The sequence below is a fragment of the Micromonospora sp. SYSU B005 genome, assembly GCF_055362685.1.
The window spans coordinates 1,024,677-1,043,632 of sequence record NZ_JAXCFU010000001.1 but is presented as its reverse complement, the minus strand read 5'-3'; the positions used below and the strand labels follow the sequence as shown (position 1 = coordinate 1,043,632).

At 72.2% G+C, this 18,956-nt stretch carries 20 protein-coding genes; 17 read left to right on the top strand and 3 right to left on the bottom strand.

The features are described 5' to 3' along the window. Window positions 1-302: 302 nt before the first annotated feature. A complete protein-coding gene (locus SM452_RS05025) occupies window positions 303-653 on the top strand; it encodes a hypothetical protein (RefSeq protein WP_262013029.1) in 351 nt (116 codons plus the stop codon). Beyond that, window positions 653-2,293 carry a sodium/solute symporter gene (locus SM452_RS05020; RefSeq protein ID WP_262012980.1) on the top strand — a complete coding sequence of 547 codons (1,641 nt, stop codon included), beginning with the start codon at window positions 653-655 and terminating at the stop codon, window positions 2,291-2,293. Before SM452_RS05025 ends, SM452_RS05020 begins: the two co-directional genes overlap by 1 nt. 45 nt (window positions 2,294-2,338) lie before the next feature. On the opposite strand, the gene SM452_RS05015 is transcribed toward SM452_RS05020, so the two are convergent. Together SM452_RS05015 and SM452_RS05010 are read right to left on the bottom strand one after the other, a co-directional pair. Beyond that, the gene (locus SM452_RS05015) at window positions 2,339-3,193 is read right to left on the bottom strand and encodes a hypothetical protein (RefSeq protein WP_357210221.1); all 855 of its coding nucleotides are present in this window, start codon (window positions 3,191-3,193) and stop codon (window positions 2,339-2,341) included. After that, the gene (locus SM452_RS05010; protein ID WP_262012978.1) at window positions 3,186-3,686 is read right to left on the bottom strand and encodes a SigE family RNA polymerase sigma factor; all 501 of its coding nucleotides are present in this window, start codon (window positions 3,684-3,686) and stop codon (window positions 3,186-3,188) included. The genes SM452_RS05015 and SM452_RS05010 overlap by 8 nt, the downstream gene beginning before the upstream one ends. A gap of 151 nt (window positions 3,687-3,837) precedes the next feature. Here SM452_RS05010 and SM452_RS05005 point away from each other — a divergent pair, with 151 nt between their 5' ends. From SM452_RS05005 to SM452_RS04995, 3 genes are read left to right on the top strand one after another with little or no spacing between them, the layout of a single operon-like run. Then, window positions 3,838-4,602, top strand: a complete 765-nt coding sequence (locus SM452_RS05005) for an ABC transporter ATP-binding protein (protein WP_135242523.1) — start codon at window positions 3,838-3,840, stop codon at window positions 4,600-4,602. Next, window positions 4,587-6,275, top strand: coding sequence for an ABC transporter permease (locus tag SM452_RS05000; RefSeq protein WP_463839357.1), 1,689 nt, complete (start codon window positions 4,587-4,589; stop codon window positions 6,273-6,275). The genes SM452_RS05005 and SM452_RS05000 overlap by 16 nt, the downstream gene beginning before the upstream one ends. Then, a complete protein-coding gene (locus SM452_RS04995) occupies window positions 6,275-6,766 on the top strand; it encodes an SRPBCC family protein (protein ID WP_355508538.1) in 492 nt (163 codons plus the stop codon). Before SM452_RS05000 ends, SM452_RS04995 begins: the two co-directional genes overlap by 1 nt. A 21-nt stretch (window positions 6,767-6,787) precedes the next feature. Here SM452_RS04995 and SM452_RS04990 read toward each other — a convergent pair whose 3' ends face one another. After that, entirely contained in the window at window positions 6,788-7,045 is a 258-nt protein-coding gene (locus SM452_RS04990) for a hypothetical protein (RefSeq protein ID WP_262012975.1), read from the bottom strand. On the opposite strand from SM452_RS04990, the gene SM452_RS04985 reads away from it, so the two are divergent. The 12 genes from SM452_RS04985 to SM452_RS04930 all read left to right on the top strand — a co-directional run bounded on the left by SM452_RS04985 (window position 7,035) and on the right by SM452_RS04930 (window position 18,949). Then, a complete protein-coding gene (locus SM452_RS04985; protein WP_355508536.1) occupies window positions 7,035-7,631 on the top strand; it encodes a flavin reductase family protein in 597 nt (198 codons plus the stop codon). The genes SM452_RS04990 and SM452_RS04985 overlap by 11 nt on opposite strands. Before the next feature lie 247 nt (window positions 7,632-7,878). Next, window positions 7,879-8,247, top strand: coding sequence for a DUF485 domain-containing protein (locus SM452_RS04980; RefSeq protein WP_013289297.1), 369 nt, complete (start codon window positions 7,879-7,881; stop codon window positions 8,245-8,247). Beyond that, on the top strand, window positions 8,225-9,898 hold the full coding sequence (locus SM452_RS04975; protein ID WP_262012973.1) for a solute symporter family protein: 1,674 nt from the start codon (window positions 8,225-8,227) through the stop codon (window positions 9,896-9,898). Before SM452_RS04980 ends, SM452_RS04975 begins: the two co-directional genes overlap by 23 nt. A gap of 67 nt (window positions 9,899-9,965) precedes the next feature. After that, window positions 9,966-10,943 carry an NAD-dependent epimerase/dehydratase family protein gene (locus SM452_RS04970; protein ID WP_355508534.1) on the top strand — a complete coding sequence of 326 codons (978 nt, stop codon included), beginning with the start codon at window positions 9,966-9,968 and terminating at the stop codon, window positions 10,941-10,943. Window positions 10,944-11,017: 74 nt separating this feature from the next. Beyond that, window positions 11,018-12,265 (top strand): LCP family protein, encoded by a 1,248-nt coding sequence (locus SM452_RS04965; RefSeq protein WP_355508532.1) that lies wholly within the window; start codon window positions 11,018-11,020, stop codon window positions 12,263-12,265. A 203-nt stretch (window positions 12,266-12,468) separates the two neighbouring features. Continuing rightward, a complete protein-coding gene (locus SM452_RS04960) occupies window positions 12,469-13,680 on the top strand; it encodes an LCP family protein (RefSeq protein ID WP_463839356.1) in 1,212 nt (403 codons plus the stop codon). 239 nt (window positions 13,681-13,919) lie between these two features. Continuing rightward, entirely contained in the window at window positions 13,920-14,795 is an 876-nt protein-coding gene (locus SM452_RS04955; protein WP_463839355.1) for an LCP family protein, read from the top strand. 28 nt (window positions 14,796-14,823) lie between these two features. Further along, window positions 14,824-15,159: a rhodanese-like domain-containing protein gene (locus SM452_RS04950; RefSeq protein ID WP_262012969.1), complete on the top strand. Its 336-nt coding sequence runs from the start codon at window positions 14,824-14,826 to the stop codon at window positions 15,157-15,159. Between the two features lie 15 nt (window positions 15,160-15,174). Further along, the gene (locus tag SM452_RS04945; RefSeq protein ID WP_262012968.1) at window positions 15,175-15,966 is read left to right on the top strand and encodes a glycerophosphodiester phosphodiesterase; all 792 of its coding nucleotides are present in this window, start codon (window positions 15,175-15,177) and stop codon (window positions 15,964-15,966) included. Between the two features lie 76 nt (window positions 15,967-16,042). Next, window positions 16,043-17,497 (top strand): sensor histidine kinase, encoded by a 1,455-nt coding sequence (locus SM452_RS04940; protein ID WP_262012967.1) that lies wholly within the window; start codon window positions 16,043-16,045, stop codon window positions 17,495-17,497. A gap of 31 nt (window positions 17,498-17,528) precedes the next feature. Next, window positions 17,529-17,978 carry an ATP-binding protein gene (locus SM452_RS04935; protein WP_355508526.1) on the top strand — a complete coding sequence of 150 codons (450 nt, stop codon included), beginning with the start codon at window positions 17,529-17,531 and terminating at the stop codon, window positions 17,976-17,978. An 86-nt stretch (window positions 17,979-18,064) separates the two neighbouring features. After that, window positions 18,065-18,949 carry a DUF5926 family protein gene (locus tag SM452_RS04930; protein ID WP_463839354.1) on the top strand — a complete coding sequence of 295 codons (885 nt, stop codon included), beginning with the start codon at window positions 18,065-18,067 and terminating at the stop codon, window positions 18,947-18,949. The last annotated feature ends 7 nt before the right edge of the window (window positions 18,950-18,956 follow it).

The following is an 18,956-nucleotide window of genomic DNA, read 5'->3' as shown; positions in this document are numbered from 1 at the left end:
GGGGGATCGTTCAGAAGATCTCGCCGACCGGCAGGACGAGCGTCCACAACGACTCCACGCCATCCACCGGGTTATCCACAGCCGTGAAGCGTTATCCACAGGTTGTGCACAGGGCTCGGAACCGTGCTCTTGACATTCCCGCTGAGCGGGCGAGACTGCCGGAGGTGACCGGAGCCGAGGAACAGCATCCATCGGGGCGGCCCGCCGAGGCCACCCCGGTTCCCGGCCCCCGCGCGTCCCCGCCCGGCCGCCACGAGCCGGGCAGCGGGGCGCCGCCGGCCGCCGCGCCGAAGCGGACCCGGATCGTGCTGGCCGAGGTCTCCCGGGTCGGCAATCCGGCCGACCGCACCCGCTCCGAGCTCACCCAGCAGACTCCGGTCGGTGAGACGCTCGTGCAGGGGCTGATGCGCGCCCAGCTCTCCCTGGCGCTGCGGCTCAGCCTGCTGGTGCTGATCGGGCTCGGCGGCCTGCCCTGGCTGTTCGCCATCGCGCCCACGGTCGGCCGGGTCACGGTGCTCGGGGTCAACCTGCCGTGGCTGCTGCTCGGCGTCGTGTCCTTCCCGTTCCTGATCGTGGTCGGCTGGGCGTACGTGCGGCTGGCCGAACGCAACGAGCAGGACTTCGTCGACCTGATCCGACGGCCGGAACGCTGATGGCCAACGACTACGTGGTCCCGGCGATCGTCGCCGTCACCCTGGTCACCGTCGGCATCGGCTTCTACGGGTTGCGGCTGGCCCGCACCACCTCGGACTTCCTGGTCGCGTCCCGGGCGGTCAGCCCGACCTGGAACGCCGCCGCTATCGGCGGGGAGTACCTGTCGGCGGCGAGCTTCCTCGGCGTCGCCGGGCTGATCCTCAAGTACGGCGTGGACGTGCTCTGGTACCCGGTCGGCTTCGCCGCCGGATACCTGGCGCTGCTGCTGTTCGTGGCCGCGCCGCTGCGCCGCTCCGGCGCGTTCACGCTGCCCGACTTCTGCGAGGTGCGGCTCGGCTCCCGCCGGCTGCGCACGCTCGCCACCGTCTTCGTGATCTTCATCGGCTGGCTCTACCTGGTGCCGCAGTTGCAGGGCGCCGGGCTGACCCTGGCCACGCTCACCGGCTCGCCGTATCCGCTCGGGGCGCTGCTCGTCGCCGTGGTGGTGACGGCGAACGTGGCGCTGGGCGGCATGCGGGCGATCACCTTCGTGCAGGCGTTCCAGTACTGGCTGAAGCTCACCGCGCTCGCCGTACCCGCGATCTTCCTGGCGTTGCAGTGGCAGGCCGACGCCCGCCCGGCGGTGACCCCGCCCGACGGCCCGACGTTCCGGACCGCGACCACCGTCGTGGTCGAGCACCGCGCGACGCTCACCCTGCCCGACGGCGACATCCGGGAGGTACGCCCCGGCGACCGCCTCGAGTTCGCCGCCGGTGACCCGGTGCCGGAGGTGTCCGGCGCGGCCACCGGAGCCACCGAGTGGCTGCTGCCGGACACCGCGGGCGAGGACGACAGGGGACTGTTCGCCACGTACTCGCTGATCCTGGCCACGTTCCTCGGCACCATGGGCCTGCCGCACGTGCTGGTCCGCTTCTACACCAACCCGGACGGCGCCGCCGCCCGCCGGACCACGCTCGTGGTGCTGGCGCTCGTCGGCGTCTTCTATCTGCTGCCCACCGTCTACGGCGTGCTGGGCCGCATCTACACCCCGCAACTGCTGGTGAGCGGCCAGACCGACGCGGTGGTGGTGCTGCTGCCCGGCGCGGCGCTGGGCGACGGCACCACCGGCCGGCTGCTCGCCGCGCTGGTCGCGGCCGGCGCGTTCGCGGCGTTCCTGTCCACCTCGTCCGGCCTGCTCACCAGCGTCGCCGGGGTGATCTCGACGGACGTGCTCGGCCGCGGCTCGGTACGCGGCTTCCGGCTCGCCACGGTGATCGCCGGTGGGGTGCCGGCGGTGCTCTCCCTGAACGTCTCCGGGCTGGACGTGTCGCAGGTGGTGGGGCTGGCGTTCGCGGTGGCCGCATCCAGTTTCTGCCCGCTGCTGGTGCTCGGCATCTGGTGGCGCGGCCTGACCGACCTGGGCGCCGCCGCCGGGGTGCTGGTCGGCGGCGGCGCAGCGGTCGGCGCGGTGCTGCTCACCGTGCTCGGCCCGCCGCTGACCGGCTGGCCGGCGACGCTGACCACCCAGCCGGCGGCGTGGACGGTGCCGCTGGCGTTCACGGTCATGGTGGTCGTGTCGATGGCGAGCCGGCGGCGGCTGCCCCGCGACGTCCGCGCGACCATGCTCCGCCTGCACACCCCGGAGTCCCTGCGCCTGTGAGGCGGGGCCCGCTCGCGCCGGCCCCGCCGCACACCCGAGCACCAGTCAGCAGGTGTCCGTGCCGGCGCAGAGGCGGTTGACCACCCACCCGACCACTCGCTTGGCCTCGCTCGGCGTGGTCTGGTGGTCGACCCGCAGTTGGGCGACCAGGTCGCCCTGCCGCACCACCACCCAGCGGGCAGGCGTCCCCATGTCGCCGCCCACGAGCACCGCGTCGTCGCCGCCGAGCGACTCCGCCATGATGGACAACGAGTCCTCCGGGCGCGTCGGCCGGCAGCCCGTGACCAACTGGCGGACCCGCTTCATGACAGTGTCGGCGGAGGTGCCCGAGTGCCGCGTCACCCGCTCGACGATCCAGTCGCTGGGTGAGTCGAACTGCACCGACCTGCTGGCCACCTGACCGGCGTTCAGCGCCGGCGACTCGTTCTCGCAGTAGATGGTCACGGACTCCAGGGACCAGTCCCCCTCCACCTTGGTCGTCATCGTGAAGCCCGTCGGCAGGTCGGCGAGCTGGAGCATCGCCGCCGCCGGAATCGTCCTGGTCGGCGCGCGGCCGGTCTCGCCGCCGGTCGTGCCGGGTGGCCGTCCGGTGGTGCGGCTCGGCGTCGGCGACCCGCTCTCGGACGGCTCGGCCGACGGCGTGGAACTCGGCGTGGGCGCCGGCGTCGGCGTCGGCGGGGTGGGAACGACGGTGGCCGGCGGCACGGGTGGCGGTGCGGCGTCGGGACGGGCCAGCGCCACACCCGACGCGACGACGCCCACCGCTACCGCGGCGGCCAGACCGGCGGCGATCCGGATACGCCGCGTCCGCTGCCGACCTCGACGCCGCACCTGCTCGGTGGGTGGCCAGACGAGGTGCTCGGTGTCCCGGTACAGGTCCGAGAAGATCGGATCAGGCATTGCGGATCTCCTCCGGCAGGGTCATGTCGAGCAGGGCGGCGAGGGCCTTGCGGCCCCGGGAGAGGCGAGCCTTGACCGTCCCGCTGGGTACGCCGGTCTGCGCGGCGATCTCCGCGACCGACAGGTCGGCCAGGTGATAGAGGACCACTGCCTGCCGCTGGTCCGCGGAGAGCTGCCGCAGTGCGGCGACCAGCGCCACCGTGTTCTCCGAGGGGGGCCGCACCGGTGGTGGTGGCCCGTGCCTCCGGTAGGCGACGACGCTGTTGCGCACCTTGCGCCACCGGTTGACCAGCAGGCGGTGACCGACCGTACGGACCCACGCCTCCGGGTCGTCGTACTCGCTGACCTGCGACCAGCGCTGCCAGGCCCGCGCGTACGCCTCCTGGGCGGCGTCCTGAGCCTCGGCCCGGTCACCGCCGAGCGCGTACAGCACCGTCACCACGCGTTGTCTGCTGCTCCGGTAGAACTCCTCGAACGCACTGTCCGCATCCATGTCTCTCCCCGCTGCCGTCCCTGGGACTGACACCCACCGCCCGGGTCGCCGGTTGCAGGCCGTCGGCAATGCGACTCGTACCTCTCAGGGATGATGCGAGATCATCCTGCCGTCCGAGCGGCCCCTGGCCGGAGCCCGATACGGTCGGACCATGACCGATCAGCACCCGGCGCTGTCCCTTCGTGGTCTGGCCAAGCGCTTCGACACCAAGGTCGCGGTGGCGGGCGTCGACCTCGCCGTGCCGACCGGCTCGTTCTACGGCCTGCTCGGCCCGAACGGCGCGGGCAAGACCACCACCCTCTCCATGGCCGTCGGCCTGCTGCGGCCCGACGCCGGTGAGGCGCGGGTGCTGGGGTACGACGTCTGGGCCGACCCGGTACGCGCCAAGAGCCTGCTCGGTGTGATGCCGGACGGCGTACGCCTCTTCGACCGGCTGAGCGGGGCGGAGCTGCTGGCGTACCACGGTCTGCTGCGCGGCATGGACCCGGCGGTGGTCGACCAGCGGGCGGCGGAGCTGCTCGACGTGCTGGCACTCTCCGACGCCGGCCGCACGCTCGTGGTCGACTACTCGGCGGGCATGAAGAAGAAGATCGGGCTGGCCTGCGCGCTGCTGCACGGTCCGCGCCTGCTGGTGCTGGACGAGCCGTTCGAGGCGGTCGACCCGGTCTCGGCGGCGCTGATCCGCGACATCCTGCACCGGTACGTCGGCGGCGGCGGCACGGTGATTTTCTCCAGCCACGTGATGGAGGTGGTCGAGCGGCTCTGCTCCCACGTGGCGATCCTGGCCGAGGGCCGGATCAAGCGGGTGGGCACGCTCACCGAGGTGCGCGGCGACCGGTCACTGGAGGACGTCTTCGTGGAGGTGGTCGGCGGCCGGACCGCGACCGGCGAGGAGCTGTCGTGGCTGTCCCGGTGACCGTGCCCGAGCGCCCGGTCCGGCGGGTGTCGCCCTGGCACTTCGTCCGGCTCAAGCTGCGGGTGCTCGGCAACAACTTCCGGGGCCAGACCTGGCGGGTCGCGCTGTTCGTCCTCGGCCTGCTGTTCGGGCTCTGGTTCGCCGCCGTCGGGTTCTTCCTGCTGGCCGCGCCGGGCCTGGCCGGTGAGTCCCGGTACGCGCTGATGATCGCCGCCTTCGGCGGTGGCCTGCTCACGCTCGGCTGGTTGCTCCTGCCGCTCGTCTTCTTCGGCGTGGACGAGACGCTCGACCCGGCCCGGTTCGCACTGCTGCCGCTGTCCCGCCGCACCCTGGTCACCGGCCTGCTCGCCGCCGCCCTGGTCAGCGTGCCGGCGTTGGCGACAGCGATCACGGCGGCCGGGCTGGTGGTCACCGCCGGTGCGCTCGGTGGATGGGCGGCCGCACTGGTCGGCGCGCTCGGCGTGGTCGTCGGGCTGCTCGTCTGCCTGGCCGGTGCCCGCGCGCTCACAAGTGCGTTCGCGACGATGCTGCGCTCTCGCCGGGTCCGCGACCTGGCCGCCGTGCTGCTCGCGGTGCTGGCCGCGCTGCTCGGGCCGTTGCAGTTGCTGGTGCTCGCCGCGGTACGGCAGACCGACTGGGACCGGCTGGACGGGGTGGCCCGGGTGGTCGGCTGGACGCCGTTCGGCGCACCGTGGACCGCCGGTCTGGACGTGGCCCAGGGGCGGACCGGCGCGGCGGTGGTGAAGCTGCTGATCGCGCTCGCGACGCTCGGCGTACTCCTGTTCTGGTGGTCCCGGTCGCTGGAGACGGCGATGGTGGGCGCGGCGAGCAGCGGCCCTGCGCGGACGCCGCGCGCTGTGGCCGGCGGCGCGGTCGCGCAGCTCTTCCCCCGCGCGGTGGGCTGGGCCCGGCGGGACCGGTTCGGCGCGCTCGTCGCCCGGGAGTGCCGCTACTGGTGGCGGGACGCCCGCCGCCGGGCCAACCTCATTACGGTCGCCGTGGTCGGCGTGTTCGTGCCGGTGATGGTCAACCTCGGCGGCGTGTCGTTCACCACCGAGGGTGGGGCGGAACTCGGTGGCGCCGATTCCTCACCGGCGCTGGTCAGCCTGTCCATGATCTTCGTCGGGGCGCTCGCGTCGCTGACGCTGGCCAACCAGTTCGGCTTCGACGGCAGCTCGTACGCGGCGAACGTGGTCGCCGGTGTGCCGGGGCGGGTGGAGCTGCGGGCGCGGATGGCCGCGTTCTCGATCTACGTGGTGCCGATGCTCGTGGTGATCGCGGTGGCGCTGGCGGTCGTCCTCGGCCGGCCCGAATGGCTCGGCGTGATGGGTGGCGCGTTGTTCGCCGCGTACGGCTGCGGGCTGGCGATCAACGCGTTCGTCTCCGTGCTCGGCGCGTACTCGCTGCCCGAGTCGAGCAACCCGTTCGCCCTGAACAGCGGCGCGGGCTTCACCAAGGGTCTGCTCACCCTGGTCTCCATGGTCGGCTCGGCGGTGGTGGCGGTGCCGTTCGTGGTGGCCGCCGCGCTGCTCGGCGACGTGTGGCTCTGGCTGGCGCTGCCGGTCGGCCTGGCGTACGGCGGGGGCGCGGCGCTGCTCGGCGCGTACATGGCCGGGGACACGCTCGACCACCGGCAGCCGGAGCTGCTGGCGAATGTCACCCCGAGGCGCTGATGCCTGTCGTCGAAGCGGTCGTCACCGTCCCGGTCCCCCCGGAGCTGGCGTTCGCCGTCTCCCAGACCACCGCCCCGGTGCGGTACCGCTGGGATCCGTTCGTCCGGGAACAGCACTTCGTCGACGGCGCGACGCGGCCCGGGCGGGGCGTGCGCACGTACACCCGCTCCCGGCACGGCCTGGTCATGGTCAGCGAGTACGTCTCCTGGTCGCCGCCGACGAACGTCGGCATGAAGATGGTGCGCGGACCGTGGTTCTTCGAGCGGTTTGGCGGCGGCTGGCGGTTCGCGCCCGGCCCGGATCCCGGCACCACTGTCGCGACGTGGCGGTACAACTTCCGCTGCCGCCCGGCGTTCCTGCGCCCGGTCGCCGAGCGGATCGGGGAGTGGCTGCTCGGGCGGGACATCCGGCGCCGGATCGCCGGGTACGCGGCCGGCTGCGCCGACCCGGAGGTGCTGGCCGCCGCCCGCCGGTTGCTCGCCGACGACTGATCCGCGCGTCTCGACCCGCCGTCAGGCAGTGCGGCGCATCGCCGCGTAGACGTGGTGGCCGTCGCCGACGCTGGTCATGGTGACCAGCTCCCAGCCGTAGTTGGACAGGTGCTCGACCGCTTCCATCAGCGGCTGGTACGCCCTGCGGCCCCAGGTGTTGTTCGCCCTGACCAGCAGGTGACGGTGTGGATAGGCACGCAGGTCGACCTGGCCGCCGAGGATGGCGTCGGCGGCGACGACCCGTTCCTGGGCGAGCTGCTGCGGGGGGATGAGATTCATGCCCGGCAGGGTAGGGCGTTCCGTCGAACCTCGCCCGGTGGCGGGCGGCACAATGTTTCACGTGAATCCAGAGCCGGGCGCGCAGATCCACTCCACCGACCCGTTCGCGGCGCCGGCCGCGCAACGCTCGCCGGTACGCCGGCTGCGCGGACGGCTGGCCGCCCCGGTGACGCTCTGGACCGCGCCCGGCCCCGCCGGGCTGACCGTCTCCTCCACGCTGGTAGCCGAGGGTGAGCCGGACCGGCTGCTCGGTCTGGTCGACGCGGAGTCGGACCTGTGGGCGGCCATCGAGGAGGCGGGACGGTTCGCGGTGGCCCCGCTGGGCCCGCAGCACCGGCAGCTCGCCGACCGCTTCGCCGGCCTGTTCCCGTCGCCCGGCGGCCTGTTCGCGCTGGACACCTGGACCGAGACGCCGTACGGGCCGGTGCCCGCGGACGCCGGTGGATGGGCGGGCTGCCGCCTGGACACCGCCCGCGAGTACGGCTGGGCCCTGCTGGTGGAGGCGACGATCGAATCGGTGGACCTGCCCCGGGACACGCCCCCGTTGCTGCACTACCGAGGCCGCTACCACGACCTCCCCGGCTGACCTCCGCTCCGCTTCGCTCCGTCGATCATGAGGTTGGCCGCGTTCCGCGTCCGATTCGTCGCCGCCAACCTCATGATCGACCGGGTGGGGGTGACCGGTTAGCGGAGTGACGTGGGTCACTGGGCGCAGTGGGGGTGCCGTTCGGCGCAGCCGTCCGCCGCCGGGCGGCGGAGCCTTCCCGGGCCGGGAGCGCGCTCTCTACCGTGCGCGAAACTCCCCCACGCCTTGCGAAGGTGGTGATCCACAGATGTCCACGGACACACCCGCGTCCGCACCCGCCGAGTCGGCGGCGGAACGGTACCTCGCCGTCCAGCGGTCGGACGAGTTCGCCGGGTTGCGGCGCACGCTGCGCGGCTTCGTCTTCCCGATGACCGTCGCGTTCTTCCTGTGGTACGCGCTCTACGTCATCCTCTCCGCGTACGCGCGGGGATTCATGGGCACGAAGCTGATCGGCAACATCAACGTCGCCCTGGTCTTCGGCCTGCTCCAGTTCGTCTCCACGTTCCTCATCGCCTGGTTCTACTCGCGGTTCGCCAGCCGCCGGATCGACCCGGTCGCCGACCGGATCCGCGACGAGATGGGGGAGGTGACCCATGAACACGGTCCTCGCGGCTGAGGCGGGCAGCACCACCGCCCGGAACCTCACCATCACGCTGTTCCTGGTCTTCGTGGCGATCACGCTGGCGATCACCGTCTGGGCCAGCCGGCAGACCAAGACCGCCACCGACTTCTACGCCGGCGGCCGGTCCTTCTCCGGCTTCCAGAACGGCATGGCGATCGGCGGCGACTACATGTCGGCGGCGTCCTTCCTGGGTATCGCCGGCATCATCGCGCTCTACGGCTACGACGGCTTCCTCTACTCGATCGGCTTCCTGGTCGCCTGGCTGGTGGCGCTGCTGCTCGTGGCCGAGCTGCTGCGCAACTCCGGCCGGTACACGATGGCGGACGTGCTGGCGTTCCGGATGCGGCAGCGGCCGGTCCGGACCGCGGCGGCGGTCTCCACCATCACGGTGTCGATCTTCTACCTGCTGGCCCAGATGGTCGGCGCCGGCGCGCTCGTCGCCCTGCTGCTCGGCATCAAGCCGGGCACCACGTTCCTCGGCATGGACGCCGACACCGCCAAGGTCGCCACCATCATCATGGTCGGCGCCCTGATGGTCATCTACGTGACGGTCGGCGGCATGAAGGGCACCACGTACGTCCAGATCGTCAAGGCGTTCCTGCTGATGGGCGGCGCGCTGGCGATGACGCTGCTGGTGCTCGCCAAGTACAAGTTCAACCTGTCCTCGCTGCTCGGCGACGCGGCCAGCGCCTCGGGCAAGGGAGCGGCGTTCCTCGAACCCGGGTTGCGCTACGGCGTGGAGACACCCGGGGACGCGCTGAAGACGTTCTACAGCAAGATGGACCTGCTCTCGCTGGGCATCGCGCTGGTCCTCGGCACGGCCGGCCTGCCGCACATCCTGATCCGCTTCTACACCGTGCCGACCGCGCGGGCGGCCCGCAAGAGCGTGCTCTGGGCGATCGGCATCATCGGCACGTTCTACCTGCTGACCCTGGCGCTGGGCTTCGGCGCGGCGGCGATCGTCGGCGGGTCGGAGATCACCGCACAGGACAAGGCCGGCAACACCGCGGCGCCACAGCTCGCCGAGAAGCTGGGCGAACAGTTCCTCGGCGGGGACCTGGGCGGCGCGACACTGCTGGCGATCATCGCAGCGGTCGCGTTCGCCACGATCCTCGCGGTGGTCGCCGGGCTCACCCTGGCGTCGTCGTCCAGCCTGGCGCACGACTTCTACGCCAACGTGATGAAGAACGGGCAGGCGTCGGAGCGGCAGGAGGTGACAGTCGCCCGGGTCTCCGCGCTGGTCATCGGCGCGATCTCGATCGTCCTGTCGATCTACGCGCAGAACCTGAACGTGGCGTTCCTGGTCGCGCTGGCGTTCGCGGTAGCCGCGTCGGGCAACCTGCCGGCGATCCTCTACAGCCTGTTCTGGAAGCGGTTCAACACCTCGGGCGCGGTCTGGGCCATCTACGGCGGCCTGCTCGCCGCCGTGGTGCTCGTCTTCTTCTCGCCGGTCGTCTCCGGCGCGCCGACGGCGATGTTCCCCGACCACGACTGGCAGTGGTTCCCGCTGTCGAACCCGGGCATCATCTCGATCCCGTTCGGCTTCCTGTGCGGCTGGCTCGGCACGATCCTGTCCAAGGAGAGCGACGAGGAGAAGTACGCGGAGCTGGAGGTGCGCTCGCTCACCGGAGCCGGCGCCCACTGAGCACCACAGTCGAGCGGGGCCCCTGCCTTACGCGGGGGCCCCGCCTCGCGTGTATAGGCTGACCGCCATGAAGGTCGCTCCCCGCTTCGGTTCCGGACACCGCATCCTCGTCACCGGCGGCGCCGGTTTCGTCCCGTCCCACCTCGTCGACCGGCTCGTCGAGCGCGGCTGCACCGTCGTGGTGCTGGACAACTTCGTGACCGGGTCCAAGGACAACGTGGCCCACCTGCTGGACGAGCCGACCTTCACGCTCGTCGAGGCGGACATCTCCGACGGGCTGCCGCAGCACCCGGCGATGGCCGAGCGGTTCGACGCGATCCTGCACATGGCGTCCCCGGCCAGCCCCACCGACTTCGAGAAGCTGCCGGTGGAGATCCTCCGGGTCGGCTCGGTGGCGACGCTGGCGCTGCTGGAGCGGGCCACCGACGACGGCGCGCGGTTCCTGATGGCCTCCACCTCCGAGGCGTACGGCGACCCCAAGGAGCACCCGCAGCGCGAGACGTACTGGGGCAACGTCAACCCGATCGGCATCCGGAGCGTCTACGACGAGGCGAAGCGCTTCTCCGAGGCGGCCACCATGGCCTACCACCGCAGCCGGGGCACCGACACCGCGATCGTGCGGATCTTCAACACGTACGGCCCGCGGATGCGCCCGGACGACGGCCGCGCCATCCCGACGTTCATCTCCCAGGCGCTGCGCGGCGAGCCGATCACCGTGCACGGCACCGGCAACCAGACCCGTTCGATCTGCTACGTCGACGACCTGGTGCGCGGCATCCTGCTGCTGCTCGACTCGACCCAGACCGGGCCGATCAACTGCGGCACCGAGCACGAGATGTCGATGCGGCAACTGGCCGAGACGATCGTGTCACTCACCGGAAGCACGTCCGAGGTGAGCTACATCACTCGTGCCTCCGATGACCCGGAGATGCGCCGTCCGGACCTGACCCTCGCCCGCGAACTGCTGGGATACGAGCCGAGCGTCACGCCCGAAGACGGCCTCCGACGCACGATCGAGTACTTCCGCGGGCGTCTCGGGTACTGAACCCGCCGGGGACGCGGCTGACATCGGCGCGCGTACGAGGGCGTCGGTGGCCCGGCCGACCTACCCTCGGTTACATGTCAGCGACCTCGTCTGCCGGCGCCCCGATCCCCCGACACCTCAGCCGGGGCGCGGGCCGCGCCTCGGTTCCCGGCTCCGACCGGGCCGCCACCGGGCGCGCCCGGCCCTCGGAAACCAGGTGGTACCCCGCACACGACGAGGCGCCCCGCTCCGGCGGTCCCGGCGGCCCGGCCGGGCCGACCGGGCCCGGTGGTCCGGGCGGTGGCGGTCCGGGCGGGTCCGGGCGGCGTGGCCCCCGGCCGCGCTGGGGGCGCATCGGCTTGGTGGCGGGTGTCGCGGTGCTGGTGCTGGCGCTGCTCGGCGGCCTCGGCGCGTGGTTCTACGCCCGCAACCTGGACGACGACCTGGCGCGCACCGACCCGTTCGCCGGGATCACCGGCGGCCGGCCGGCCAAGCAGGTCGAGGGCGCGTTCAACATCCTGCTCGTGGGCAGCGACTCGCGGGATCCGGACGCCCCTGTCGACGGTTCCGGCAAGTGGCGCGCGGACACCGTGATCGTCATGCACATCCCGGCCGACCACAAGAGCGCCTACCTGGTCTCGGTGCCGCGTGACCTGTACGTGCCGATCCCGGAGAGCGCCGGCGCGTCCTGCGACTCGGGCTCGCGCAACAAGATCAACGCGGCGTTCGCGTTCGGCGGCCTGCCGCTCGCGGTGAAGACCGTGGAGTGCTTCACCGACGTACGGATCGACCACGTCATGGCCATCGACTTCGGCGGTTTCAAGGAGGTCACCGACGCGCTGGGCGGGGTCGACCTCAAGGTGGAGCGGACCATCACCTCGATCCACAAGCCGTACCGGACGTTCACCAAGGGCGTGAACCACATGAACGGCGCCGAGGCTCTGGACTGGGTCCGGCAGCGCAAGCAGTTCCCGGACGGCGACTTCGCCCGGATGCGGCACCAGCAGGAGTTCCTGAAGGCGCTGATGGACAAGGCGGCCAGCACCGGGACGCTCACCAACCCGAAGAAGCTGAACGACTTCCTCAAGGCGGTCACCGCCGCCGTCACGGTCGACCAGGGATTCTCGTTGACCGACATGGCAGTGCAGTTCCGCAGCCTGCGGGGCGAGAACCTGACGTTCGTCACCAGCCCGCACCTGGGCGGCCAGACCATCGACGGCCAGTCGGTGGTGGTCTCCGACCGGGAGAAGGCGCTGGCGATGTACAAGGCGATCGCCGCGGACCGGATGGCCGAGTGGATGCAGGCCAACCAGAAGGGTTCGGGCGACAACGCGGGCGGCTGACGCCGACACGACATGACCGGCAACGAGCGCTAGGGCCTCGCCACCACGGAGGCCAACCGCCGACCGGCTCCTTACCCCTGCCCGTTCGGCCACAACCCGAGGATGTAGGCCGGTATTGACGGGAATTGCGAGCCTACGAGGTCGCGAATACGGGAACAGATACGTAAAGTGGTCCCGCCCCCGATCACCGAGCTGGAGCACGCATGTCGGTCCAGACCAGCCGTCGCCCGCAGTCACCGGCACCCGGATCATCCGGGCGGGTCCCTCCGGTCATCCCCACACAGCCCGGCTCCGGCGGTCGCGGTCCCGGTGGTGGCAAGAAGAAGCGCACCAAGCGCAAGGACCCGCTCTGGGCGAAGCTCACGCTGGTGCTCGGCGCCGTGCTGATGGTGACCAGTGGCGTCGCGATCGTCGGCAGCAAGGCGGTCATCGGCCAGGCCACCAGCAACATCGCCCAGCGCAATCTTCTCGGCGAAGCGGGCAAGACCGAGGCCGAGGGCGGCAGCAGCCTCGAAGGCCCGATCGACATGCTGCTGCTCGGCGTGGACGCGCGGGCCCGCTGGGCCGCCGACGACGTCCGGTCGGACACGATCATCGTGTTGCACATCCCGGCCAGCCACGACCAGGCCTACCTGATCTCGATCCCCCGGGACACCGAGGCCCGCATCCCGGCCTTTGAGAAGAGCGGATACCGAGGCGGCGTCGACAAGATCAACGCCGCCTTCTTCCACGGCGCACAGAACGGCGGTGGCTGGGAGGGCGGTGCCCAGCTCATGGCCAAGACGATCAAGGGCATGACCGGCATCAGCTTCGACGGCGCCGCGATCATCAACTTTGGCGGCTTCAAGAATGTCATCGACGCGATCGGCACGGTCAACATCTGCGTGACCCAGGACGTCTCTTCGCTGCACATGTCGTACGTCGACGGCAAGCCGATGTGGAACGCGGACGCCAAGAAGACCGGCAAGAGGATGAAGCCGGTGAGCTACAAGAAGGGTTGCCAGGAGATGGAGGGGTGGCAGGCGCTGGATTACTCCCGGCAGCGCAAGACACTCCGCAACGGCGACTACGACCGGCAGCAGAACCAGCAGCAACTGATCAAGGCGATGGCGAAGAAGGCGAGCCAGAGCGGGACGTTGACCAACCCGATCAAGCTGAACGCGCTGATCAAGGCGGCCGGCAAGGCGTTCGTCCTGGACACTGGCGGTGTGTCGATCGAGGACTTCATCTTCACCATGAAGGGTGTGACCGGCAACGATTTGGTCATGCTCCGCACCAACGGCGGCACCTTCAACGGCAACGGCAACCGGGAGATCCTCAACGAGGTCAGCATGGACATGTTCAGGGCGGTCAAGAACGACAAGCTGGCCGAGTTCGTGGTGAACAACCCGGACGTCCTCTCCACCCGTAAATGACCCGCTGACCTGCGCGAAAGCGATACCGGTCGGCCGATCCCCCCGTAGCCTGACGTGAGCGGGTCTCTTGTCGCGGCTACGGGGGGATCGTCACGTCCAGGCCAGCACGGAACCGACGCGGGCGGGGTGGACCCGCCCGCTGGGCCCGATTCCTGCTCGGCGCCGGGCTCGCCCTGGTCCTGCTCGCCACGCTCGGCGTCGCCGGGCTGCACTGGCTCACCTCGCGCTACGACCGCACGGTGGCCAAGGAGCAACTGCTCGACCCGGCCGCCCGGAAGAAGCGGACGGACCTGGACGGCGCGCTCAACTACCTGCTGATCGGCTCCGACCACCGGCCCGGCGCCAACCCGGAGGACCAGCGCTCGGACAGCATCCTGATCGTGCACGTACCGGCCGGGATGCGGCAGGCGTACCTGATCTCCGTACCGCGCGACCTGCTGGTGGCGCTCCCGCCGGCACCGGGCTTCCCCGGCGGCCAGGACAAGGTCAACGCCGCGTACGAGCACGGCGGCGGCGGTGAGGGTGGCGCGCGCCTGCTCAGCACCACCCTGAACCGGCTCACCGGGATCCGCTTCGACGGCGCGGCACTCGTCGACTTCTCCGGCTTCAAGGAGGTGATCGACCAGCTCGGCGGCATCCGGATGTGCGTGGACACGCCGGTGCGCTCGATCCACACCCGGTACCAGTTCGACGCCGGCTGCCAGCAGATGGACGGCGCGCGGACGCTCGACTACGTGCGGCAGCGCTACGACCTGCCCGGTGGCGACTTCGACCGGCAGCGGCACCAGCAGCAGATGCTGCGGGCGGTGCTCGACCGGGCGGGCGAGACACGGCTGCGCAGCGACCCGGTCAAGCTGGACCGGGTGCTGCGCGCGGCCGGCGGGGCACTGACCGTGGACACCAACGGCGTACCCCTGGACGAGCTGTTGTTCGCGCTGCGCGGCCTGCCCGCGGACGCCCTGCGCGGGGTCCAGGTGCCCTCCTACCCGCAGACCATCGACGGCGTCTCGTACGTCGTGCTGGACGACGGCGGCGCCGGGCTGTTCGGCGCGCTGCGCGACACGCGCGTGCCGGAGTGGGCCGGCGCCAACCCGCGCTGGGTCAACCGGCTGTGAGCGCCGCGGGCGACTAGGCTTGGTTACCGTGTTCGGAGCCTCACTACCCAGCGTGCCCGCGTCGGCCGTGCCCGACGACATTTACCTGCTCGACGTCCGCGAGGACGACGAGTGGGCCGCCGGCCACGCGCCGGCCGCCCACCACCTGCCGATGACCGAGCTGCCCGCCCGGATCGCCGAGATCCCGCAGGACCGCGACGTGGCGGTGATCTGCCGCTCGGGCGGCCGGTCCGCCCAGGTGGTCGGCTACCTCATGCGCAACGGCTGGGACCAGGTCCGCAACGTCGACGGCGGGATGGGCGACTGGGCCGCCGCGGGCCGTCCGGTGGTCACCGACGACGGGCAGCCGGGTCGGGTCGCCTGAGCCGGTGACGCGGCCATGACCGTCCCCCTGGTCTTCGCCCATCGCGGCGCCTCGTACGACCTGCCGGAGCACACACTCGCCGCCTACCTGCGCGCCCTGGACGAGGGCGCGGACGGGCTGGAGTGCGACGTCCGGCTGACCCGCGACGGGCACCTGGTCTGCGTGCACGACCGCCGGCTGGACCGCACCAGCAACGGCCACGGCCTGGTCAGCGCGCGGACGCTCGCCGAGCTCGAGGCGCTGGACTTCGGTTCCTGGCACCGGGCCGCGACGCTCGCCGAGGACGACGTGCCGCTCGACGAGTCGCACACCCGGCTGCTCACGCTGGAGCGGCTGCTCGACGCGGTGCTGGCCGCCGGGCGGCCGGTCCGGCTGCTGATCGAGACCAAGCACCCGTCGCGCTACCGGGGCGAGGTCGAGCGGCGCCTGGTCGAGATGCTGCGCCGGTACGGGCTGGCCGAACCACGGCCGGAGCATCCGGTCCAGGTGACGGTGATGTCGTTCTCGCCGCTCGCCGTACGCCGGGTCCGGGAACTCGCGCCGGCGCTGCCCACCGTGCTGCTGCTGGAGGTGCTGCCGCGCCTGCTGCCGCTGGGCCGGCTGCCGTTCGGCGCCCGGATCGCCGGCCCCGGCGTGGACCTGGTCCGGGCCCGCCCCCGCCTGGTCCCCTCGCTGCGCGCCGCCGGCAACTCGGTGTACGTCTGGACCGTCAACGAGCCGGAGGACCTGGAACTCGTGCTGGAAGCGGGCGTGGACGGGGTGATCACCGACCGGCCGGCCCACGCGCTGGCCCGGTTGGGCCGGTGAGCCCCGTCGATCGGTACCGGAGACGGTCGACCGGCCGGGGGTGTCCCGGACGCGGACGGCGCGGCACACTCGGGACATGCCGGAGCGAACCGACTACCCCGCCTTCATCGCCGGCCACACCGCAGTGATCAACATGATCAACTCGGGCGAGTCCGGCCTCGCCGTCCTCACCCGCCTGCTCCGCGAGGTCGAACCCGCGGTCGGCGCGGCCGGCCTGGTCTTCGTGGAGTTCACCCCCGCCGGCGGACGGGTCGTCGCCGCGACCGGCAGCGCCGAGTTCGTCCTCGGCCGCCCGCTGCCCGCCACCGACCCGGCCACCGTCTGCCTGCTCGCCGGCCCGCCGGTACGGGAGGTCCGGGTCGACGCGATCCCCGGTGCGCTCGCCGACGAGGTCGCCGGCCGGGGCCTCTGCCGGATGATCGTGGCGCGCGCCGAGATCGGCGGGCTCACCATCGGCAGCCTGCACGCGCTCTACCCGCTGGGCGAACCGCTGCAACCCTCGCAACGCGCCGTCATCGGCTACATCGCCGCCTGCATCGCCCACATGTACGGCGACCAGACCGGCCTGCCCGTACACGGGGACGGCCCGGTCGTGGCGGCGCTCGCCGACGGCCTCGCGGTGGTGGACCGGGACGGCCGGGTCCGGCTGTGGAACCCGGCCGCGGTCGAGGTGACCGGCCGGCCGGCGGACGAGGCGCTGAGCCGGCCGCTGCCGTTCCCGCTGCCGCCGCCCGGCCAGGTGCTCGACCACCGGCTGCCGGACGGCCGCTGGCTGCGGATCACCTCCGGCGAACTGCCCGGCCCGAACGCGCTGCGCGTGGTCAGCTTCCGCGACACCACCGACCAGCAGCGCCGCGACCACGACCGGGACCTGTTCGTCGCGGTGACCAGCCACGAACTGCGCACCCCGGTCACCGTCATCAAGGGGTACGCGGACACGCTCACCGACCACTGGGACTCGCTGAGCGACGGCGACCGCAGGCAGGCCGCCCGGATCATCGGCCAGCGCGCCAACGAACTGGCCCGCCTGGTCGACCGGCTGCTGACCACCGCCACCGAGAACCGTCCGGGCGGTGAACCGGCCGCGCCGTTCGACCTGGTCGACGCGCTGCGCGCGGCGGTCGTGGACCTGCCGGCGGACGTCCGGCACCGGGTCGTGCTCGACCTGCCCGCCGACCTGCCCAAGGCGCTCGGCGACCGGCACAGCCTCGCCACGGTGCTCACCGAACTGGGCACCAACGCCGGGAAGTACTCGCTGCCGGACACACCGATCGAGATCACCGCCGAGGCGAACGAGCGGACCGTCTCGTTCCGGGTCGCCGACCGGGGCATCGGCATCCGGCCGGAACACGTGGAGCGGGCCTTCGACCGGTTCTGGCAGGGGGAGTCCGGCGACCGCCGCCGGTATCCCGGTGCCGGGCTCGGTCTCTATCTCGTCCGCCAGATCGTTGAACAGCAGAATGGATGGGTATCCCTCCGGCCCAGACCCGGTGGCGGTACGGTCGCAGAGGTGCGGCTGCCCCGGGGTTGACCGGGGCGCTCACGGGCGGGGAAGGAACGACGTGTCGACTGGTCCGGCCGAACGGTCGTGGTGCGTGGTGGTGCCCCACGACGCCACCGGCGCGCGCCTGGCCCGGCATCGGCTCGCCGACGAGCTGACCGGTGTCGTACCCCCGGGCCTGGTGGCCGACCTGGTCGCGGTCCTCGCCGAGCTGGTCGGCAACGCGGTCCGGCACGCCGACTCCCTGCCCGGCGGGGTGGTGCGGGTCGCCTGGCGGCTGCGCCCGACCGAGCAGGGGCCGAGCGTCGAGCTGCGGGTCACCGACGGCGGTTCCGGTGCCGGCCCGTGCATGCGTACCGCCTCGCCGGACGCGGCCGACGGCCGCGGGCTGCACATCGTCGCCGGGCTCGCCAGCGGCTGGGGCGTGGAGCGCGACGGCTTGGGCCAGAGCGTGTGGGCGCGGTTCGAGCCGGTCCCGGCGCAGCGGACCGACCTGGTCGCCGCCGGCTGACCGACGCGGCGGACGGGTCCGGCCCCCGCCGCCGAGACCCGGCATCTAGGCTGTCTCGCCATGACCGAGCGGAGCGGAGCGGGCGCATGAGCAAGCGTCGGAAGAACCAGCGGGCCGGCGAGGCCACCCCGAAGCGGGAGAAGGTGCGCGACGTCTTCGTGCCCCGGCCGTTCGAGGGCCTGGCGGACGAGCCGGAGTGGATCGCCCTGCGCGAGCTGGTCCCGGCGGCGTCCGCGCCGCTGCGGCTGACCCCGGAACTGATCGAGGAGTACGGCGACCGGCCGGTCACGCTGGCGACTGTGCTGCCGATGGCCGCACCGGCGATGACCAAGCCGGACGGGCGGGTCTTCATCGGCCTGCAGCGGCACCAGCAGTCCGGCGACGTCTCCCGCGACCTGGCCGACGCGCTGATCTCCGCGCTGCGCACCGAGCCGGGCAGCCAGGTGAGCGTGCCGCCGCTGCCCGGGCCGGGCCCCCGCCTCCAGGACATCCTGGTGGACGGCCCGCTGGAGATCACCATGCACGACGGGTTCGACTTCTGGCTCGACCCGGGTGCCGCCGACGACCCGAACGTCCAGGCGTCCCTGGAGCGGGCCAACTCGGCCATCTACCCGACCGTCAAGCTGGCCGCCGCGCCGGCCGCGTACTGGTGCCAGGTGCCGGAGAAGGCCCACGTGCGCCTGGTCCTGCCGGAGGACGAGGACACCGCGCTCGACGCGTTGTCCCGGCTCGCCGCGGCGGGCGCGCTGACGCTCGGCGACGACACGAAGTTCGCGGGCATGTTCCGGGCGCACGGGCGCCTCGCGCCGGTCTGGGACCTGCCGGAGGACACCCCGGCCGCCGAGTGGGAGGCGCCGGTGGCGGAGTTCGCCAAGCGCTACGCCGAGGCGGTCGCGGAGCGGGAGCCGCTCGACGCGGCCGGCCGCCGGGCCCGCCAGGGCCTGCTCGGCCGCCAGCTGACGCTGCGCTGACGTCTCC